We start from the raw sequence: 19314 nt of genomic DNA, 5'->3' as shown, positions 1-19314 counted from the left end.
GAGATACCCGATGAGCAAATTTTTGGACCGGTTTCGCTACTTCAAGCAGAAGGGTGAAACGTTTGCCGATGGGCACGGCCAGGTTCTGGATACCAACCGGGACTGGGAAGACGGTTACCGCCAGCGCTGGCAGCATGACAAAGTCGTCCGTTCGACCCACGGCGTGAACTGCACTGGCTCATGTAGCTGGAAGATTTTCGTTAAAAACGGTCTGGTGACCTGGGAAATGCAGCAGACCGACTATCCGCGCACCCGCCCGGATATGCCAAACCACGAACCGCGCGGCTGCCCGCGTGGCGCCAGCTACTCCTGGTATCTCTACAGCGCTAACCGTCTGAAATACCCGCTGATGCGCAAGCGCCTGATGAAAATGTGGCGTGAAGCGAAAGTGCAACACAGCGATCCGGTGGATGCCTGGGCATCCATCATCGAAGACGCGGACAAAGCAAAAAGCTTCAAGCAGGCTCGCGGTCGCGGTGGTTTCGTTCGCTCTTCATGGAAAGAAGTGAACGAGCTGATTGCCGCCTCCAACGTCTACACCGTCAAAACCTACGGTCCTGACCGCGTGGCGGGCTTCTCGCCAATCCCGGCGATGTCGATGGTCTCTTACGCCTCCGGGGCACGCTATCTGTCGCTGATCGGCGGTACCTGCCTGAGCTTCTACGACTGGTACTGCGACCTGCCGCCTGCATCTCCGCAGACCTGGGGCGAACAGACCGACGTGCCAGAATCCGCGGACTGGTATAACTCCAGCTACATCATCGCCTGGGGCTCTAACGTTCCTCAGACGCGTACGCCGGACGCGCACTTCTTTACCGAAGTCCGTTACAAAGGCACCAAAACCGTGGCGGTGACCCCCGACTACGCCGAAATCGCCAAGCTTTGCGATCTGTGGCTGGCGCCGAAACAGGGTACCGATGCCGCGATGGCGATGGCGATGGGCCACGTCATGCTGCGTGAATTCCACCTGGATAAGCCAAGCCAGTACTTCACCGACTACGTTCGCCGCTACACCGACATGCCGATGCTGGTCATGCTGGAAAAGCGCGAGGGCTACTATGCCGCTGGCCGCACGCTGCGCGCCGCCGATCTGGTGGATTCACTGGGTCAGGAAAATAACCCTGAGTGGAAAACCGTTGCGTATAACAGCAACGGCGAGCTGGTGGCGCCAAACGGCTCTATCGGCTTCCGCTGGGGCGAGAAGGGCAAGTGGAACCTTGAGCAACGCAACGGCACCACCGGCGAAGAGACGGAGCTGCGCCTGAGCATGCTGGGCAGCCAGGACGAGATCGCTGAAGTCGGGTTCCCGTACTTCGGCGGTGAAGGTTCCGAGCACTTCAACAAGGTTGAACTGAAAAACGTACTGATGCACAAGCTGCCGGTGAAACGCCTGCAGCTGGCCGACGGGTCTACCGCTCTGGTCACCACCGTCTATGACCTGACCATGGCGAACTACGGCCTGGAGCGCGGTCTGGGCGATGAAAACTGCGCCACCGGCTATGACGATGTGAAAGCCTACACCCCGGCATGGGCAGAGCAAATCACCGGCGTTCCACGCGCGCAGATCGTGCGTATCGCCCGCGAGTTTGCGGATAACGCCGACAAGACCCACGGTCGCTCCATGATCATCGTCGGTGCGGGTCTGAACCACTGGTATCACCTCGATATGAACTACCGTGGCCTAATCAACATGCTGATCTTCTGCGGCTGCGTCGGCCAGAGCGGCGGCGGCTGGGCGCACTACGTGGGCCAGGAAAAACTGCGTCCGCAGACCGGCTGGCAGCCGCTGGCGTTTGCCCTCGACTGGCAGCGCCCGGCACGCCACATGAACAGCACTTCCTACTTCTATAACCACTCCAGCCAGTGGCGCTACGAGACGGTCACCGCGCAGGAGCTGCTGTCGCCGATGGCGGATAAATCCCGCTACAGCGGCCATCTGATTGACTTCAACGTGCGCGCCGAGCGCATGGGCTGGCTGCCGTCTGCGCCGCAGCTGGGCACTAACCCGCTGCGCATTGCGGAAGCGGCAAAGCAGGCAGGCATGTCACCGGTGGATTACACCGTGAAATCCCTGAAGGATGGCTCAATTCGCTTCGCGGCGGAACAGCCGGAGAACGGTAAAAACCATCCGCGTAACCTGTTTATCTGGCGCTCCAACCTGCTGGGCTCGTCCGGTAAAGGCCACGAGTACATGCTGAAATACCTGCTCGGTACCGAAAACGGTATCCAGGGGAAAGATCTCGGCAAGCAGGGCGGCGTGAAGCCGGAAGAGGTGGAGTGGAAAGACAACGGTCTCGACGGCAAGCTGGATCTGGTGGTCACCCTCGACTTCCGCCTGTCCAGCACCTGCCTCTACTCCGACATCGTGCTGCCTACCGCCACCTGGTACGAAAAAGACGACATGAATACCTCGGACATGCATCCGTTTATTCATCCGCTGTCTGCGGCCGTTGACCCGGCGTGGGAATCAAAAAGCGACTGGGAAATCTACAAAGACATCGCGAAGACATTCTCCGAAGTCTGCGTGGGGCACCTCGGCAAAGAGACCGACGTGGTGACGCTGCCCATCCAGCACGACTCCGCCGCCGAACTGGCGCAGCCGCTGGACGTGAAGGACTGGAAAAAAGGCGAGTGCGACCTGATCCCGGGCGTGACCGCGCCGCACATTATTCCGGTTGAACGCGACTACCCGGCAACCTACGAACGCTTTACCTCTATCGGCCCGCTGATGGAGAAAATCGGTAACGGCGGGAAAGGGATCGCCTGGAACACCCAGAGCGAGATGGACCTGCTGCGCAAGCTCAACTACACCAAAGCGGACGGTCCGGCCAAAGGCCAGCCAATGCTCAACACAGCGATTGATGCCGCAGAGATGATCCTGACCCTGGCGCCGGAAACCAACGGCCACGTGGCGGTGAAGGCCTGGGCGGCGCTGAGCGAGTTCACCGGTCGTGACCATACGCACCTGGCGACGAATAAAGAGGAAGAGAAAATCCGCTTCCGCGATATTCAGGCCCAGCCGCGCAAGATTATCTCCAGCCCGACCTGGTCTGGCCTGGAAGACGAGCATGTCTCCTATAACGCCGGCTACACCAACGTTCACGAGCTGATCCCATGGCGCACCCTGTCCGGCCGCCAGTCGCTGTATCAGGATCACCAGTGGATGCGCGACTTCGGTGAAAGCCTGCTGGTGTACCGTCCGCCAATCGACACCCGCTCCGTGAAAGCGGTGATGGGGGCGAAATCGAACGGTAACCCTGAGAAGGCGCTGAACTTCCTGACGCCGCACCAGAAGTGGGGTATTCACTCCACCTACAGCGACAACCTGCTGATGCTGACCCTGTCGCGCGGCGGTCCGATTGTCTGGATGAGCGAAACGGATGCCAAAGATCTGGGTATTGAAGATAACGACTGGATCGAAGTGTTCAACAGCAACGGTGCCCTGACGGCGCGTGCGGTGGTGAGCCAGCGCGTACCGGCCGGGATGACCATGATGTACCACGCGCAGGAACGTATCGTTAACCTGCCGGGGTCAGAAATTACCGAGCAGCGCGGCGGGATCCACAACTCCGTGACCCGCATTACGCCGAAGCCGACCCACATGATCGGTGGCTATGCGCAGCTGGCCTACGGCTTTAACTACTACGGCACCGTAGGATCGAACCGCGATGAGTTCGTGGTGGTACGTAAGATGAAGAATATTAACTGGTTAGACGGCGAAGGTAATGACCAGGTACAGGAGAGCGTAAAATGAAAATTCGTTCACAAGTCGGCATGGTGCTGAATCTGGATAAATGCATTGGCTGCCATACCTGCTCGGTCACCTGTAAAAACGTCTGGACCAGCCGTGAAGGTATGGAATACGCCTGGTTCAACAACGTGGAAAGCAAGCCGGGCACCGGCTTCCCGACCGACTGGGAAAACCAGGAGAAGTGGAAGGGCGGCTGGATCCGTAAAATCAACGGCAAGCTGCAGCCGCGCATGGGTAACCGCGCTTGGCTTCTGGGAAAAATCTTCGCTAACCCGCATCTGCCGGGCATCGATGATTACTACGAGCCGTTTGACTACGACTACCAGAATCTGCACAACGCGCCGGAAGGTAAACACCAGCCGATCGCTCGTCCTCGCTCGCTGATCACCGGTCAGCGCATGGACAAAATTACCAGCGGTCCAAACTGGGAAGAGATTCTGGGCGGCGAGTTCGAGAAACGCGCCAAAGACCAGAACTTCGAGAACATGCAGAAGGCGATGTACGGCCAGTTCGAAAATACCTTCATGATGTATCTACCGCGCCTGTGCGAGCACTGCCTCAACCCGGCGTGCGTGGCGACCTGCCCGAGCGGCGCCATCTACAAGCGTGAAGAAGACGGCATCGTGCTGATCGACCAGGACAAGTGCCGCGGCTGGCGTATGTGCATCACCGGCTGTCCGTACAAAAAGATCTACTTCAACTGGAAGAGCGGCAAATCCGAGAAGTGCATCTTCTGCTATCCGCGTATTGAAGCCGGGATGCCAACCGTCTGCTCCGAAAGCTGCGTAGGCCGTATTCGCTACCTCGGCGTGCTGCTGTACGACGCGGACGCGATTGAAAACGCAGCCAGCACCGAGCACGAGAAAGATCTCTATCAGCGTCAGCTGGACGTGTTCCTCGATCCGAACGATCCGAAGGTGATTGAGCAGGCGCTGAAGGACGGCATCCCGCAGAGCGTGATTGACGCCGCGCAGCAGTCGCCGGTGTACAAAATGGCGATGGACTGGAAGCTGGCCCTGCCGCTGCATCCGGAATACCGCACCCTGCCGATGGTCTGGTACGTGCCGCCGCTGTCGCCGATTCAGTCTGCGGCTGACGCGGGCGAACTGGGCAGCAACGGCATCCTGCCGGACGTGGAGAGCCTGCGTATCCCGGTTCAGTATCTGGCAAACCTGCTGACCGCAGGCGATACCCAGCCGGTCCTGCTGGCGCTGAAGCGTATGCTGGCAATGCGCCACTTCAAGCGTGCCGAAACCGTGGATGGCGTAACCGATACCCGCGCGCTGGAAGAGGTCGGTCTGACCGAAGCGCAGGCGCAGGAGATGTACCGCTATCTGGCGATCGCTAACTACGAAGACCGTTTCGTGGTGCCGAGCAGTCACCGTGAGCTGGCCCGCGAAGCCTTCCCGGAAAAAAATGGCTGTGGCTTTACCTTTGGCGACGGTTGCCACGGGTCAGACAGCAAATTCAATCTCTTCAACAGCCGCCGCATTGATGCCATGGATGTGACCAGCAAAACGGAGCCGCACCAATGATTGAACTCGTCATTGTTTCGCGTCTGCTCGAGTACCCGGATGCTGCGCTTGCGCAGCATCAGCAGGAACTCTTTGATGCACTCGCGTCATCTGAAAACCTGGATAAGGACGATGCCCAGAAGCTGGGTGTTTTCCTCCGCGACCTGCTTGCGCGCGACCTTCTGGATGCCCAGTCGGACTACAGCCAGCTGTTTGACCGTGGTCGTGCAACGTCCCTGCTGCTGTTTGAACACGTGCACGGTGAGTCCCGCGACCGCGGTCAGGCGATGGTGGATCTGATGGCCCAGTATGAACAGCACGGCCTGCAGCTCGACAGCCGCGAGCTGCCGGATCATCTGCCGCTGTATCTGGAGTACCTGGCGCAGCTGCCGAAAGAAGAGGCGCTGTGCGGTCTGCAGGACATCGCGCCGATCCTGGCGCTGCTCGGCGCGCGTCTTCAGCAGCGCGAGAGCCGCTATGCGGTGCTGTTCGATCTGCTGGTGAAGCTGGCCAACGCCGCGGTCGACAGTGAAAAAGTGGCGGAGAAAATTGCGGATGAAGCCCGCGATGATACGCCACAGGCGCTGGATGCGGTCTGGGAAGAAGAGCAGGTGAAATTCTTTGCTGACCAGAACTGCGGCGAGTCTGAAATCTCCGCTCACCAGCGTCGTTTTGCCGGCGCGGTTGCCCCGCAATATTTGAATATCTCTAACGGAGGACGGCACTAATGCACTTCCTGAATATGTTCTTCTTTGACATTTATCCGTATATCGCGGGCACCGTGTTCCTGGTGGGAAGCTGGCTGCGTTATGACTACGGTCAGTACACCTGGCGTGCTGCCTCCAGCCAGATGCTGGATCGTAAGGGAATGCATGTGGGCTCTAACCTGTTTCACATCGGTATTCTGGGGATTTTTGCCGGTCACTTCCTGGGGATGCTGACGCCGCACTGGATGTATGAAGCGTGGCTACCGATTGAGGTGAAGCAGAAGATGGCGATGATCGCCGGCGGTGCCTGCGGGGTGATGACCCTGGTCGGTGGCCTGCTGCTGCTGAAGCGTCGTCTGTTCAGCCCGCGCGTGCGTGCGACCACGACTGCAGCGGACATCCTGATCCTCTCCCTGCTGATGGTGCAGTGTGCGCTGGGTCTGTTGACCATTCCGTTCTCGGCGCAGCATATGGACGGGAGCGAAATGATGAAGCTGGTGGGCTGGGCGCAGTCCGTGGTGACCTTCCACGGCGGAGCCTCCACGCACCTGGACGGCGTGGCGTTTATCTTCCGCGTTCACCTGGTACTGGGGATGACGCTGTTTGTGCTGTTCCCGTTCTCCCGCCTGGTGCATATCTGGAGCGCGCCGGTGGAGTACCTGACGCGCAAATACCAGATAGTACGCGCCCGTCGCTAATTTGCCGTTTTGATACCAACCCCGCACTCGCGGGGTTTTTTTTCGCCCCAGCCCAGGTTGTTCCCAGCGGCAGCAAACAGGATCAGCGCGCCGCCCGCCAGCTGCGTCAGGTTCAGCGCGTGTCCGAACACCAGATTATCAACAACAATTGCCACCACCGGATAGATAAACGACAGGGAGCCGGTAATGGGCGTAGGCAGCTTCTGAATCGCGCTGTAGAGCAGCTGGTACATAATGCCGGTATGGACAATGCCCAGCGTCAGCAGGATCGGCCAGGGGAAATCACCGGAAAATGACGGCAGGCTGGCAAACGGCAAAAGCATCACGACGCCCGTCAGTACCTGGATAAAGGCAATATGCTGCGGCGCAACGGATCTGAGCTTGCGGGCAATAATGGCCGTGACCGCATAGAAGAAGGCCGCGGCCATCGCCAGACCGATTCCGGCGAGCCATTCACCGCCATGCGCGCCGGTCAGCTCGCTGGAGAGCAGTATCACCACGCCGCCAAAGGCGAGGAACAGCCAGCCCCATTTCACCAGGCTGACGCGTTCACCTAAAAACATCCCCATCAGTACCAGCATAAACGGCTGGGTGTTATACACCACGGTAGAAAGACCAATAGAGATCCGCTCATAGGCGGCGAAGAGCAGCAGCCAGTTCACCACTAATGCCACGCCGCCGAGAATAGCCAGCAGCAGCGTGGTGCGGGTGAGGGGACTGAAGGGCTTTTGACTTACCCGGATAAAAATAAAAAGCGCCATAGCCCCGATAAGACAGCGCCAGAACACCACTTCCGTCACCGGAAGACCGGAGAGCAAAACAAACGCGCCGATAGAGCCGGAAATTAACATTGCCAGGCTCATTTGCCAGACGCCTTTATGTAAATCACGCATCATCCACCTCCTGATTAATGACGCTATTGTCGAAAATCGCTGTCGGGTTTTACAGGGGTGATATAAGGTTGAAAAGGTAAATGACTTTTTAAAATTAGGTGAAAAGAATGGAATGCCTTATCGATGATATCGACCGACAAATTTTAGCCTGTCTGGTTGAGGATGCGCGCATGTCGTTGAAGGTGCTCAGCGGCCGCATCGGTCTGACGTCCCCCAGCACGGCAGAACGCCTGAAGAGGCTGGAAGAACGGGGTGTGATTCAGGGTTATGGTGCACGGGTGAATCTGGCGGCGCTGGGGTATACGCTGCAGGCGCTGGTGCGCGTGCGGCCTTTGCCGGGGCTGTTGCATAAGGTGGATAAGTACATTCAGGCGATGCCGGAGTGTATTGAGAGCGACAAAGTCACCGGGGAAGATTGCTTTGTGATTAGGCTGGTGGTGCGGTCAATCGAACAGCTTGATGCGCTGCTTGACGGCCTGGCAGAACATGCCCAGTGTAATACGTCGATTGTGAAGAGTTCGCCGGTGAAGCGCCGTTTGCCGCCGATGTAGGTTTCGGTCGCCGGGTGGCGGCTGCACCTTACCCGGCCTACGAAGGCGGACTCGGTTTTTTATGTTGGGAAAGTGATGGTGGTGGGGGAAGGATGACTCGGCGCGTTGCGCCTCGCCCTTCGGGTCGTTGCCTTCGGCAACGCTTTCTCGCTGCGCTCGAATCGAACCTTAGTCGAAGCTTCTCATCCTTCCCAGTTACGGAAATGTATGATGCCCGGTGCGAAAATAAGGTTTGGAGTTATTTGAAAGTGATGGTGGTGGGGGAAGGATGACTCGGCGCGATGCGCCTCGCCCTTCGGGTCGTTGCCTGCGGCAACGCTTTCTCGCTACGCTCGAATCGAACCTTAGTCGAAGCTTCTCATCCTTCCCCGTTACGGAAATGTATGATGCCCGGTGCGAAAATAAGGTTTGGAGTTATTTGAAAGTGATGGTGGTGGGGGAAGGATTCGAACCTTCGAAGTCGATGACGGCAGATTTACAGTCTGCTCCCTTTGGCCGCTCGGGAACCCCACCAGGGGTAATTCAAATTTTGAGGTCGTGCTGAGAGATGGTGGTGGGGGAAGGATTCGAACCTTCGAAGTCGATGACGGCAGATTTACAGTCTGCTCCCTTTGGCCGCTCGGGAACCCCACCACGGGGTAATGCTTTTTTACTGGCCTGCTTCCTGCTGGAAGCGGGGCGCATCATATCAAATGAGACGCCCCTGTAAAGCATTCCTTTAGGGAAATGAAGTCGTTTGCCTGCTTTTTATCCGTAAAGGCGCAAAGCTAATCAATTCATTTTCCGAAAGATTAAAGAATGATGGTCCTGTTGCCGTACACGAAGACCCGCTGCGCCAGCACCTGATACAGCGCACGACTCAACACATTCTTCTCAACGTCACGACCCGCACGCATCATGTCCTCAGCAGTGTAAGTGTGATCCACATGAATGACGTCCTGCATGATGATTGGACCTTCATCCAGGTTGTCATTCACGTAGTGCGCGGTCGCACCGATGATCTTCACGCCGCGCTCGTACGCCTGGTGGTAAGGACGCGCACCAATAAAGGCTGGCAGGAACGAGTGGTGAATGTTGATGATCTTGTTCGGGAAACGCGCTACGAAGGATGGCGTTAACACGCGCATGTATTTCGCCAGCACCACGTAGTCCGGGTTATGCGCTTCAATGGCCTGCGCCATCAGATCGTCGTGTTCTTCACGGGTATGGCCTTCGTGGCTCACCAGCTCGAACGGAATATCAAAACGCTCGACCAGCGTGCGCAGCGTCTCATGGTTACCAATAACGGCAGCAATTTCAACGTCCAGACCGCCGTAGTTGGCTTTCATCAGCAGGTCGCCCAGACAATGTGCTTCTTTGGTCACCAGGATTACGATGCGGCGTCGACCCGCTGGGGTCAGTTCGCGCACGGAACCTTCCGGAAGCGCGCTGTCCAGATCGGCAAGCAGGGTGGTGTCGTTGAAAATACCTTCCAGCTCGGTACGCATAAAGAAGCGACCGGTACGGTGGTCAACGAACTCGTTGTTCTGCACGATATTCAGTTCATGCTTGTAGCAAATGTTGGTAATTCGTGCGATCAGTCCTTTTTGATCGGGACAGATGGTGCGCAGAACTTTACGTTGTAATGATTGCATCGCCGGGAAATCCTGTTTGTATTTGCGAAGTCTGGGTTGTCAGGCATTACTGCCCGCAACACTTTTTAAATTTTTTACCTGAACCACACGGGCAGGGATCGTTACGACCAAACTGTGGGCGCGTTCCGTCAATATAATACCATTGCCCGCTTTCCTTTAAGAACCGGGAACGCTCGATAATGGCACCCGGTTTATTATTCTCGCTAAAACGGGCAACAAAGCTGACGTAACCTTCGTCAACATGACTGCCTGTTGCGGATTCATAGACGGTAAGGCCGAGCCACTGTGTGTTCGCGAACCCGGCTTCGATGTCCTGTTTGAAATCGGCTGCGCGGCAGGATGGATGCCAGGTTTTAATCAGGTAGTCTGCGTCCTTGATCACAAAAGCAGTGTACCGTGAACGCATGAGGTGTGACGGGTCTGGTGCAACCTGATCGCCAGACAGATATCGCTGGCAACATAGGCTATACTCCAGAGCGCTACCACAGGGGCAGAGTTGAGACACGATTCTCTTCCTGGAACAAAAAATAAAGGCGTTAAACGCTTCGGGTAGCACTATGTTAACTGAGCTGTTGCGTTGACGCTATGTCAGGAATCCAGGGGAAGTAAAACAGGGCTAATGAGAAAGGTTAAAATTGGACTGGCGCTGGGCTCAGGTGCAGCCCGGGGGTGGTCACACATCGGCGTAATTAATGCCTTGAACAAGATGGGCATTGACATTGATATAGTCGCAGGGTGTTCAATAGGATCGCTTGTCGGCTCCGCTTACGCGTGCGGGAAGCTTCCGGAACTCGAGACGTGGGTGCGCTCCTTCAGCTACTGGGACGTGCTGCGTCTGATGGACCTCTCGTGGCAGCGTGGTGGGCTGCTGCGCGGCGAACGCGTCTTTAACCAGTTCCGCCAGGTTATGCCTCTCGAAGACTTCACCGATTGTCAGATGCCTTTCGGCGCCGTCGCGACGAACCTCAGTACAGGACGCGAGCTCTGGCTCACCGAAGGGGATATCCATCTTGCCGTGCGTGCCTCCTGCAGTATGCCGGGGCTCATGGCGCCTGTCCCACACAACGGTTACTGGCTTGTCGACGGTGGCGTCGTTAACCCGGTTCCCATCTCTCTGACGCGCGCAATGGGGGCGGATATCGTGATTGCCGTCGACCTGCAGCACGACGCCCACCTGATGCAGCAGGATCTCATGCCGGTCAATCTCCAGAGCGAAGATGTTGAGGGCGAGAAACTGGCCTGGCATGAACGCCTGCGCGGAAGAATCGGGCGTATGGCCGCACGTCGCTCGGTTACCGCACCGACGGCGATAGAAATCATGACCACGTCAATTCAGGTACTCGAGAACCGCCTTAAACGTAACCGTATGGCAGGCGATCCTCCGGATATTCTTATTCAGCCGTACTGTCCGCAAATCTCTACCCTTGATTTCCATCGGGCTGAGGCCGCCATCGCAGCGGGCTCGTTAGCCGTCGAAAAGAAAATGGACGAATTGTTGCCTTTTGTGCAGACCGCACGTTAAGCACCTTTTTTTGACTACTTCAGCAAAATCTGACAGGCGATAGTGCCGATCGCATGCCACTATTTAGTTACTGTCAGCCAGGGGAGGAACCATGACGCAGCCATTGGCCGGAAAACACATTTTGATTGTTGAAGACGAGCCCGTTTTCCGATCGCTACTGGATTCGTGGTTATCCTCGCTGGGCGCAATGACGTCACTGGCTGAAGATGGCATCGACGCCCTGGAAAAAATGATTAGCATTACGCCCGATTTGATGATTTGCGACATTGCGATGCCGCGCATGAATGGACTGAAGCTGGTTGAACATCTGCGTAACGAAGGCAATCAGACGCCGATTCTGGTGATCTCTGCCACCGAGAACATGGCGGATATCGCCAAAGCATTACGTCTTGGGGTACAGGATATTCTGCTCAAACCAGTCAAGGATTTGCATAGATTGCGGGAAACGGTCTTAGCGTGCCTTTATCCGAATATGTTTAATTCCCGGGTAGAGGAAGAGGAGCGTCTTTTCCAGGACTGGGACGCGCTGGTGAGTAATCCGCCTGCCGCGGCGAAACTGTTGCAAGAACTCCAGCCGCCCGTCCAGCAAACTATTTCACACTGCCGTGTAAATTATCGCCAGCTGGTGGCCGCTGATCAGCCAGGACTGGTGCTGGATATTGCACCCCTGTCAGATTCCGACCTTGCGTTTTATTCTCTGGATGTCACCCGGGCGGGGGATAACGGTGTATTAGCCGCGTTACTTCTTCGTGCGCTATTTAATGGCTTGTTGCAGGAACAGTTATCCCATCAGGGACAACGGTTGCCGGAGTTAGGCAGTTTACTCAAACAGGTAAACCAGCTTTTTCGTCAGGCCAATTTGCCAGGACAGTTCCCGCTGCTGGTCGGCTATTACCACAGCGGTTTAAAGAACCTGATCCTCGTTTCAGCCGGTCTCAATGCATCACTGAATACCGGTGAACACCATATTCAGGTAAGTAACGGTGTGCCGCTTGGGACATTGGGAACGGCGTATCTTAATCAAATTAGCCACCGCTGTTCCTCCTGGCAGTGCCAAATTTGGGGCGCCGGGGGACGGCTACGCTTAATGTTGTCCACGGAATAAGCAATTGGATCGTAATTTTAAGATTGCTTTACCTGTGTTTTGCGGGGAGTGCTACTATCGCTGCCCGGTTTCATGCGTATTTATCCTAATTGATCGGCAACGCGTTCTTTTCAGACCCGGACTGCGGGGCGAGGCTGATATACTCAACGCGTTATTTATTGCATAAAAGTTCAAAAGTTGAACAGCTCAGGAGAATTTGAATGGCTGCCCTAAATTCGAAAGTCAGAAAGGCCGTTATCCCGGTAGCGGGATTGGGGACCAGGATGTTACCAGCAACTAAGGCGATTCCTAAAGAGATGTTGCCTCTGGTTGATAAGCCATTAATCCAGTATGTCGTTAATGAATGCATTGCAGCCGGCATCACTGAAATTGTGCTGGTTACGCATTCATCTAAAAACTCTATCGAAAACCATTTCGATACAAGCTTTGAACTTGAAGCCATGCTGGAAAAGCGTGTTAAGCGTCAGCTGTTAGAAGAGGTTCAGTCTATTTGCCCTCCACACGTCACCATTATGCAGGTTCGTCAGGGGCTGGCTAAAGGTCTGGGTCACGCTGTTATGTGCGCGCATCCTGTTGTGGGTGATGAGCCTGTAGCGGTAATTCTGCCTGACGTTATTCTGGACGAATACGAATCCGATCTTTCTCAGGATAACCTGGCTGAAATGATCAAACGTTTCGACGAAACCGGCAGCAGCCAGATTATGGTTGAGCCTGTTGAAGACGTAACGGCATACGGTGTGGTTGACTGCAAAGGCGTTAACCTTGAGCCGGGTGAAAGTGTGCCAATGGTTGGCGTCGTAGAGAAGCCTAAAGCCGATGTAGCCCCTTCAAACCTTGCTGTTGTAGGTCGCTATGTCCTGAGTACTGAAATCTGGCCTCTGCTGGCTAAAACGCCTCCAGGAGCGGGTGATGAGATCCAGCTGACGGATGCCATCGATATGCTGATCGAGAAAGAGACCGTTGAGGCCTACCATATGAAAGGTAAGAGCCATGACTGCGGTAATAAGCTCGGTTATATGCAGGCGTTTGTTGAATATGGTATCCGCCACAATACCCTTGGCGAAGAATTTAAAACCTGGCTCAAAGAGAGCGTAGGTATTAAGAAATAAGCCACGGTTGTAAATGTTCGAAACCGGTGAGGCGCTGCCCACCGGTTTTTTTATGCCTGTACCACTCCCGAAAACCTGTCTGAAAGTACAGTCGATAAAGTTGTTAAATAATGCTTTATGACAGAGTGTAAGAGGATGTTTGGGACAAATTTAGGTTAAAAAAAATCCCGCAATATGCGGGATTTCTCTGAATGTGCCGTGATTAATCCTTGATCAGGAAGTCATCCAGCTGTTTACCTTGCTCATCCATGGCTTTCTTGATAACAGCAGGAGTACGACCCTGGCCAGTCCAGGTTTTAGTTTCGCCGTTCTCGTCAACGTAGCTATATTTAGCAGGACGAGCAGCACGCTTGGCTTTGGTACCGGTTTTAGCCGCAGCCATGCTGTTCAGCAATTCATTTGGATCGATACCATCAGCAATCAGCATTTCACGATATTGCTGCAGTTTACGAGTACGCTCTTCGATTTCAGCAGCAGCAGCGCTTTCTTCTTCGCGACGTTCATTAACTACAACTTCTAATTTTTCCAGCATTTCTTCAAGCGTTTCGAGGGTGCATTCTCTTGCCTGCGCACGAAGAGTACGGATGTTGTTCAGAATTTTAAGTGCTTCGCTCATTGTAGTAATCTCAAACTTATAATGGGGGGGTGGTTTGTTGACCTAATAATAGAGCCATAAATTCATATGTGCAATAGCCAGGAATGTAAGGAATTCAAAAAATACTAAATCGTCTCACTATTATTAATTACGCTAACTTAAATTTCATCACCCGACAGTCTCGCTTGTTATCACATCAACCTGCTTTGTCCGGTTGATTGCCTCTTTTTTTTGTGACATTTACCGCAGGAATTATAGTTGCGGCGGATAAATATCAGCCTTTTGTATTAGTTCCACCCCGTGATGTTAAGGCTGAAATAGTTAATAAATGGTGAATTTTAATGAACGGTGATTCCACTATAAAAACAAGTGTTATGTTGGGCTTAACATATAACATATTGGCCTGGCTGCATGCGTTTACTTCATGTTTTAACGGATTATTTTCGAAAACAGAAGGTTCTGAACGCCGCGCTGAACTACATCCTTTGTGCGCTGTATCGCTGATGACCTGACAAAATATGGTACAATGACTCATCGGGAATATTACACATTGATTAGGGTTTTACGGCCAATGGCACAACTGTATTTCTACTATTCGGCGATGAATGCCGGTAAATCCACCGCGCTGCTGCAATCCTCGTACAATTACCAGGAGCGCGGGATGCGTACCGTTGTTTATACGGCTGAGATTGACGATCGCTTTGGGGCAGGGAAGGTGAGCTCCAGAATAGGACTCTCGTCACCTGCCAGGCTGTTTAACCCGAAAACCGATCTGTTTGAGGACATTCGCGCGGAACATGCTGAGCGGCCTATTCATTGTGTCCTGGTCGATGAGAGCCAGTTTCTGACGCGTGAACAGGTTCACGCACTTTCCGAGGTGGTTGATGAGCTTGATATCCCCGTGCTGTGCTATGGGCTGCGGACGGATTTCCGCGGTGAGCTCTTTGCCGGGAGTCAGTATTTGCTCGCCTGGTCGGATAAACTCGTCGAATTAAAAACGATCTGCTTCTGCGGTCGCAAAGCCAGTATGGTGCTTCGTCTCGACCAGGCAGGAAAACCTTATGCAGATGGTGAGCAGGTGGTTATAGGCGGTAATGAACGCTATGTATCGGTCTGTCGTAAGCATTATAAAGAAGCGCTGTCTGTAGGCTCGCTGACGGCGATTCAGCACGACAACAGAAAATAACGTCAGCTTTATTATTCGGACATAAAAAAACCCGCCATAAAGGCGGGTTTTTCATTTGCGGTCAATTAAGCGCTTTTCTTCGCTTTCTTGTCAGCTTTGATGACAGGCACTTCTGTTTTCACAGCGGCAACGTCACCTTCTTTGAACTCACGACCGTAGAAGGTATCCAGCAGAATCTGTTTCAGCTCGGAGATCAGTGGGTAGCGCGGGTTAGCACCTGTACACTGGTCATCGAATGCATCTTCAGACAGCTTATCTACATGAGCGAGGAAGTCAGCTTCCTGTACGCCCGCTTCACGGATAGATTTAGGAATACCCAGCTCAGCTTTCAGACTTTCCAGCCATGCCAGCAGTTTCTCAATCTTCGCAGCAGTACGGTCGCCCGGTGCGCTCAGACCAAGGTGGTCTGCGATTTCAGCATAACGACGACGTGCTTGCGGACGGTCGTACTGGCTGAAAGCAGTCTGCTTGGTTGGGTTGTCATTAGCGTTATAACGAATAACGTTGCTGATCAACAGGGCGTTCGCCAGACCGTGAGGAATGTGGAACTGTGAACCCAGCTTGTGCGCCATAGAGTGGCAAACACCCAGGAAGGCGTTCGCAAACGCGATACCGGCGATGGTTGCTGCACTGTGAACGCGTTCACGTGCTACCGGGTTTTTAGACCCTTCGTTATATGACGCTGGCAGGTTTTCCTTCAGCAGTTTCAGAGCCTGCAGAGCCTGACCGTCAGAGAACTCAGACGCCAGTACAGAAACGTAAGCTTCCAGGGCGTGAGTTACCGCATCCAGACCACCGAACGCACACAGTGACTTCGGCATATCCATGACCAGGTTCGCATCGACGATAGCCATGTCTGGGGTCAGGGCATAGTCAGCCAGCGGGTATTTCTGACCTGTCGCATCGTCCGTTACTACCGCGAATGGCGTGACTTCTGAACCGGTACCGGAAGTGGTGGTGACCGCGATCATTTTCGCTTTTACGCCCATTTTCGGGAACTTGTAGATACGTTTACGGATGTCCATAAAGCGCAGCGCCAGTTCTTCGAAGTGGGTTTCAGGATGCTCGTACATGACCCACATGATTTTCGCGGCGTCCATTGGGGAACCACCACCCAGTGCGATAATCACATCTGGTTTGAAGGAGTTAGCCAGCTCAGCACCTTTGCGCACAACGCTCAGGGTAGGGTCAGCTTCAACTTCAAAGAACACTTCAGTTTCAACGCCAGCCGCTTTCAGCACAGAGGTGATCTGGTCAGCGTAGCCGTTGTTAAACAGGAAACGGTCAGTCACGATGAGCGCACGTTTGTGGCCATCAGTAATCACTTCATCCAGCGCGATTGGCAGTGAGCCACGGCGGAAGTAGATAGATTTCGGAAGTTTGTGCCACAACATGTTTTCAGCTCGCTTAGCAACGGTTTTCTTGTTGATCAGGTGTTTTGGACCAACGTTTTCAGAGATGGAGTTACCACCCCAGGAACCACAACCCAGAGTCAGGGAAGGCGCGAGTTTGAAGTTGTACAGGTCACCGATACCACCCTGAGAAGCAGGGGTGTTAATCAGAATACGGGCAGTTTTCATCATCTGACCGAAGTGAGCAACACGCTCTGGCTGGTTATCCTGGTCAGTGTACAGACAAGAGGTGTGACCGATACCACCCATGGCAACCAGTTTCTCGGCTTTTTCTACCGCGTCTTCGAAATCTTTCGCACGGTACATTGCAAGCGTTGGAGACAGTTTTTCATGTGCAAACGGCTCGCTTTCGTCGACAACTTTTACTTCACCGATCAGGATTTTAGTTGTTGCCGGAACGGTAAAGCCTGCGAGTTCAGCAATCTTGTACGCTGGCTGACCCACGATAGCGGCGTTCAGCGCGCCATTTTTCAGGATGATGTCCTGAACTGCTTTCAACTCTTTGCCCTGCAGCAGGTAGCCGCCGTGGCTGGCGAAACGTTCGCGAACGGCGTCGTACACGGAGTCAACAACAACAACAGACTGTTCAGATGCACAGATCACACCGTTATCGAAGGTTTTAGACATCAGTACAGACGCAACGGCACGTTTGATGTCAGCGGTTTCGTCGATAACAACAGGGGTGTTACCGGCGCCCACACCGATGGCTGGTTTACCGGAGCTGTATGCCGCTTTAACCATGCCAGGACCACCGGTCGCCAGGATCAGGTTAATGTCCGGGTGATGCATCAGGGCGTTAGAGAGCTCAACGGAAGGTTGGTCGATCCAGCCGATCAGATCTTTTGGTGCACCCGCAGCGATCGCCGCCTGCAGGACAATATCCGCAGCTTTGTTGGTCGCGTCTTTCGCACGTGGGTGTGGAGAGAAGATGATTGCGTTACGGGTCTTCAGGCTAATCAGCGATTTGAAGATAGCGGTAGACGTTGGGTTAGTGGTCGGAACAATACCGCAGATGATGCCGATAGGTTCAGCGATGGTGATAGTACCGAAGGTGTCGTCTTCGGACAGCACGCCACAGGTTTTCTCATCTTTATAGGCGTTATAGATATACTCGGAAGCGAAGTGGTTTTTAATCACTTTATCTTCCACGATACCCATGCCGGATTCGGCAACGGCCATTTTAGCGAGAGGGATTCGAGCATCTGCAGCAGCCAGTGCGGCCGCGCGGAAGATTTTATCAACCTGTTCTTGGGTGAAATTGGCATATTCACGCTGGGCTTTTTTAACGCGCTCGACGAGGGCGTTCAGTTCAGCGATATTAGTAACAGCCATAATGCTCTCCTGATAATGTTTAAACTCTTTTAGTAAACCAGCGCTCGATACGTCACACAGTATAGACAGAGCCGATACGACTTGCGTAACACAAAGTAAAACAAAGAGTTACTTTCTGCGTCAGCACACTAATTTACTAAAAGAGCCTTACCTTGGCATCATCCCTTTTGTCAGGTGACCTCCCTGGGGGTGTAACCAAGATTACTCACTTCTGAGTACGGAAATCATGATCTGTGTCAATTTCCCCCCAAGCTGATACCTTTCAGCAGGGTTATTTCGTGCTGATTTTTCCAGTGTTAAATAATTACGTAAGTATTGGAAGCGGCGCTATCATTGATTATACATATGTTTAACATCCTGAAATGATAACGTTTTGGCACAGATTTCGAGTGAAGTATGCTAATAAAAAGGGTATCTTCAGCGCGATTTCTCATGACGAATTGTCAGTCCAGGGCATGTGTATAAGCGGAGCAAAACGTGATCCAAACGCTCTTTGATTTTCCAACGTATTTTAAATTTTTTATTGGTTTGTTTGCCCTGGTCAACCCGGTGGGGATCATTCCTGTCTTCATTAGTATGACGAGTTACCAGACAGCGGCGGCCAGGAACAAGACCAACCTGACCGCTAACCTGTCAGTGGCGATCATATTGCTCACCTCTCTTTTTCTGGGTGACGCCATTCTCCAGCTCTTCGGGATTTCGATCGACTCTTTCCGCATTGCGGGTGGGATCCTGGTGGTGACCATCGCCATGTCCATGATCAGCGGTAAGCTGGGCGAGGATAAGCAGAATAAACAAGAGAAGTCAGAAACCGCTATCCGCGAAAGCATTGGCGTAGTGCCGTTGGCCTTACCGCTGATGGCCGGTCCTGGTGCCATCAGTTCAACCATTGTCTGGGGGACGCGCTATCATAGCCTGATGCACCTGATTGGTTTTTCAGTGGCGATTGCCATTTTCGCGCTCTGCTGTTGGGGCGTGTTCCGCATGGCACCCTGGCTGGTGCGCTTGCTGGGTCAGACGGGCATTAACGTCATAACGCGTATCATGGGCCTGCTGTTGATGGCGTTAGGGATTGAATTTATCGTTACGGGTATTAAAAGCATTTTCCCCGGTTTGCTGCACTGATATTGCATATGAAAGAACGGAGCCACGGCTCCGTTTTTTTACGTCATTATCAGTAAATCCTATAACTAAAGTTGAAATGCTCACATATCATAATAAATTCTACTAATAATGTTCATTTCTTGTATTTCAACAAGTTATTAATTCCACTCAAACCCGCCTGCGCAGAAAATCTTCGATCGC

15 protein-coding genes, 2 tRNA genes and 2 other RNA genes are annotated in these 19314 nt (G+C 53.7%); 10 read left to right on the top strand and 9 right to left on the bottom strand.

Annotated elements, in window-relative coordinates; genetic code table 11:
- Window positions 1-10: 10 nt before the first annotated feature.
- The 4 genes from AC0TOY_RS04550 to narI are packed head-to-tail and all read left to right on the top strand — an operon-like array spanning window position 11 to window position 6670.
- A complete protein-coding gene (locus AC0TOY_RS04550) occupies window positions 11-3754 on the top strand; it encodes a nitrate reductase subunit alpha (protein ID WP_473721531.1) in 3744 nt (1247 codons plus the stop codon).
- Complete coding sequence (gene narH / locus AC0TOY_RS04545; protein WP_024907086.1) at window positions 3751-5286, top strand: nitrate reductase subunit beta; 1536 nt, start codon at window positions 3751-3753, stop codon at window positions 5284-5286. Before AC0TOY_RS04550 ends, narH begins: the two co-directional genes overlap by 4 nt.
- The gene (gene narJ, locus AC0TOY_RS04540; RefSeq protein ID WP_473721530.1) at window positions 5283-5993 is read left to right on the top strand and encodes a nitrate reductase molybdenum cofactor assembly chaperone; all 711 of its coding nucleotides are present in this window, start codon (window positions 5283-5285) and stop codon (window positions 5991-5993) included. Before narH ends, narJ begins: the two co-directional genes overlap by 4 nt.
- Window positions 5993-6670 carry a respiratory nitrate reductase subunit gamma gene (gene narI, locus AC0TOY_RS04535; protein WP_032656684.1) on the top strand — a complete coding sequence of 226 codons (678 nt, stop codon included), beginning with the start codon at window positions 5993-5995 and terminating at the stop codon, window positions 6668-6670. Before narJ ends, narI begins: the two co-directional genes overlap by 1 nt.
- Here narI and AC0TOY_RS04530 read toward each other — a convergent pair.
- On the bottom strand, window positions 6667-7563 hold the full coding sequence (locus tag AC0TOY_RS04530) for a DMT family transporter (protein WP_473721529.1): 897 nt from the start codon (window positions 7561-7563) through the stop codon (window positions 6667-6669). The two genes, narI and AC0TOY_RS04530, sit on opposite strands and share 4 nt — an antisense overlap.
- Before the next feature lie 107 nt (window positions 7564-7670).
- Between AC0TOY_RS04530 and AC0TOY_RS04525 the strand changes: the two genes are divergently transcribed.
- Window positions 7671-8114: an Lrp/AsnC family transcriptional regulator gene (locus tag AC0TOY_RS04525; RefSeq protein ID WP_024907089.1), complete on the top strand. Its 444-nt coding sequence runs from the start codon at window positions 7671-7673 to the stop codon at window positions 8112-8114.
- A 76-nt stretch (window positions 8115-8190) separates the two neighbouring features.
- On the opposite strand, the gene AC0TOY_RS04520 is transcribed toward AC0TOY_RS04525, so the two are convergent.
- From AC0TOY_RS04520 to AC0TOY_RS04495, 6 genes are all read right to left on the bottom strand, one after another.
- A non-coding RNA gene (locus AC0TOY_RS04520) (RtT sRNA) lies at window positions 8191-8321 on the bottom strand.
- A 45-nt stretch (window positions 8322-8366) separates the two neighbouring features.
- A non-coding RNA gene (locus AC0TOY_RS04515) (RtT sRNA) lies at window positions 8367-8497 on the bottom strand.
- Between the two features lie 45 nt (window positions 8498-8542).
- Window positions 8543-8627 (bottom strand) — tRNA-Tyr (locus tag AC0TOY_RS04510).
- A 35-nt stretch (window positions 8628-8662) separates the two neighbouring features.
- Window positions 8663-8747, bottom strand: a tRNA-Tyr gene (locus tag AC0TOY_RS04505).
- A gap of 158 nt (window positions 8748-8905) precedes the next feature.
- On the bottom strand, window positions 8906-9748 hold the full coding sequence (gene purU, locus AC0TOY_RS04500; RefSeq protein ID WP_023312104.1) for a formyltetrahydrofolate deformylase: 843 nt from the start codon (window positions 9746-9748) through the stop codon (window positions 8906-8908).
- 46 nt (window positions 9749-9794) lie between these two features.
- Window positions 9795-10253, bottom strand: coding sequence for a YchJ family protein (locus AC0TOY_RS04495; RefSeq protein WP_024907090.1), 459 nt, complete (start codon window positions 10251-10253; stop codon window positions 9795-9797).
- Window positions 10254-10367: 114 nt separating this feature from the next.
- Here AC0TOY_RS04495 and rssA point away from each other — a divergent pair, with 114 nt between their 5' ends.
- The 3 genes from rssA (at window position 10368) to galU (ending at window position 13484) form a co-directional block, all read left to right on the top strand.
- The gene (gene rssA / locus AC0TOY_RS04490) at window positions 10368-11270 is read left to right on the top strand and encodes a patatin-like phospholipase RssA (protein WP_032647607.1); all 903 of its coding nucleotides are present in this window, start codon (window positions 10368-10370) and stop codon (window positions 11268-11270) included.
- Window positions 11271-11361: 91 nt separating this feature from the next.
- Window positions 11362-12375 (top strand): two-component system response regulator RssB, encoded by a 1014-nt coding sequence (rssB, locus tag AC0TOY_RS04485; protein ID WP_032647605.1) that lies wholly within the window; start codon window positions 11362-11364, stop codon window positions 12373-12375.
- A 200-nt stretch (window positions 12376-12575) separates the two neighbouring features.
- The gene (gene galU / locus AC0TOY_RS04480; RefSeq protein WP_473721528.1) at window positions 12576-13484 is read left to right on the top strand and encodes a UTP--glucose-1-phosphate uridylyltransferase GalU; all 909 of its coding nucleotides are present in this window, start codon (window positions 12576-12578) and stop codon (window positions 13482-13484) included.
- Window positions 13485-13686: 202 nt separating this feature from the next.
- On the opposite strand, the gene hns is transcribed toward galU, so the two are convergent.
- On the bottom strand, window positions 13687-14100 hold the full coding sequence (gene hns, locus AC0TOY_RS04475) for a histone-like nucleoid-structuring protein H-NS (protein WP_008502781.1): 414 nt from the start codon (window positions 14098-14100) through the stop codon (window positions 13687-13689).
- 550 nt (window positions 14101-14650) lie between these two features.
- On the opposite strand from hns, the gene tdk reads away from it, so the two are divergent.
- Window positions 14651-15265 (top strand): thymidine kinase, encoded by a 615-nt coding sequence (gene tdk, locus AC0TOY_RS04470; protein WP_148769144.1) that lies wholly within the window; start codon window positions 14651-14653, stop codon window positions 15263-15265.
- Between the two features lie 65 nt (window positions 15266-15330).
- Here the strand turns inward: tdk and adhE are convergent, their stop codons facing one another.
- A complete protein-coding gene (gene adhE / locus AC0TOY_RS04465) occupies window positions 15331-18009 on the bottom strand; it encodes a bifunctional acetaldehyde-CoA/alcohol dehydrogenase (RefSeq protein ID WP_032647603.1) in 2679 nt (892 codons plus the stop codon).
- 477 nt (window positions 18010-18486) lie between these two features.
- On the opposite strand from adhE, the gene AC0TOY_RS04460 reads away from it, so the two are divergent.
- Window positions 18487-19134 carry a YchE family NAAT transporter gene (locus AC0TOY_RS04460; protein WP_021240330.1) on the top strand — a complete coding sequence of 216 codons (648 nt, stop codon included), beginning with the start codon at window positions 18487-18489 and terminating at the stop codon, window positions 19132-19134.
- The last annotated feature ends 180 nt before the right edge of the window (window positions 19135-19314 follow it).

It is taken from the genome of Enterobacter sp. PL_is379 (genome assembly GCF_055817355.1).
Note: the sequence above shows the minus strand (reverse complement) of the source record. Positions and strands in the feature narration are given on the sequence as shown.

Excerpts from the sequence above, each read along its gene's own strand:
- narI (WP_032656684.1), top strand. The coding sequence starts at position 5,993 with ATGCACTTCCTGAATATGTTCTTCTTTGACATTTATCCGTATATCGCG.
- narH (WP_024907086.1), top strand. The coding sequence starts at position 3,751 with ATGAAAATTCGTTCACAAGTCGGCATGGTGCTGAATCTGGATAAATGC.
- AC0TOY_RS04525 (WP_024907089.1), top strand. The coding sequence starts at position 7,671 with ATGGAATGCCTTATCGATGATATCGACCGACAAATTTTAGCCTGTCTG.
- hns (WP_008502781.1), bottom strand. The coding sequence starts at position 14,100 with ATGAGCGAAGCACTTAAAATTCTGAACAACATCCGTACTCTTCGTGCG.
- adhE (WP_032647603.1), bottom strand. The coding sequence starts at position 18,009 with ATGGCTGTTACTAATATCGCTGAACTGAACGCCCTCGTCGAGCGCGTT.
- purU (WP_023312104.1), bottom strand. The coding sequence starts at position 9,748 with ATGCAATCATTACAACGTAAAGTTCTGCGCACCATCTGTCCCGATCAA.
- narJ (WP_473721530.1), top strand. The coding sequence starts at position 5,283 with ATGATTGAACTCGTCATTGTTTCGCGTCTGCTCGAGTACCCGGATGCT.
- AC0TOY_RS04530 (WP_473721529.1), bottom strand. The coding sequence starts at position 7,563 with ATGCGTGATTTACATAAAGGCGTCTGGCAAATGAGCCTGGCAATGTTA.
- rssB (WP_032647605.1), top strand. The coding sequence starts at position 11,362 with ATGACGCAGCCATTGGCCGGAAAACACATTTTGATTGTTGAAGACGAG.
- AC0TOY_RS04550 (WP_473721531.1), top strand. The coding sequence starts at position 11 with ATGAGCAAATTTTTGGACCGGTTTCGCTACTTCAAGCAGAAGGGTGAA.
- rssA (WP_032647607.1), top strand. The coding sequence starts at position 10,368 with ATGAGAAAGGTTAAAATTGGACTGGCGCTGGGCTCAGGTGCAGCCCGG.
- galU (WP_473721528.1), top strand. The coding sequence starts at position 12,576 with ATGGCTGCCCTAAATTCGAAAGTCAGAAAGGCCGTTATCCCGGTAGCG.
- tdk (WP_148769144.1), top strand. The coding sequence starts at position 14,651 with ATGGCACAACTGTATTTCTACTATTCGGCGATGAATGCCGGTAAATCC.